The organism is Colwellia sp. BRX10-4 (assembly GCF_014077465.1).
In the GTDB taxonomy this organism is placed as follows: domain Bacteria; phylum Pseudomonadota; class Gammaproteobacteria; order Enterobacterales; family Alteromonadaceae; genus Colwellia_A.
In genome coordinates this window covers 1-353 of the sequence record NZ_JACGVZ010000120.1, presented here as the reverse complement: position 1 = coordinate 353, position 353 = coordinate 1, and the positions used below count along the sequence as shown (strand labels likewise).

The 353-nt window shown below is 41.9% G+C and carries 1 protein-coding gene; it reads right to left on the bottom strand.

The window, feature by feature from the left end; all coding sequences use genetic code 11:
- The coding region (locus tag H4J67_RS20100) for an Ig-like domain-containing protein (RefSeq protein WP_182204943.1) at positions 1 to 353 on the bottom strand (353 nt) is incomplete at both ends.

Sequence of the window (353 nt, the reverse complement as noted above, 5' to 3'; positions counted from 1 at the left end):
TCTAACACATTGCCTGTGGCTGTTGTATCTTCAGCTGTTGTAACAGATTCACTATCATCACTTAGATCAGACACTGGTGTCACTGAAATGGTTAGTGTAGAGCTCTGTGTATCACCTGCACCGTCAGTAACAATGTAAGTAATTACAGGCACAGCACCGTTGAAATTATCATTAGGTGTGAAGGTGTAACTACCATCTGCATTTAAAGTGAGTTCACCCTCAGCAAGGGTAACCGTGTCACCTGCATTATAAGTATTACCATCAACAGTAAAACTGGTGACAGTTAGTGGACCATCTGCTGTTTCAGCATTATCTAACACATTGCCTGTGGCTGTTGTATCTTCAGCTGTTGT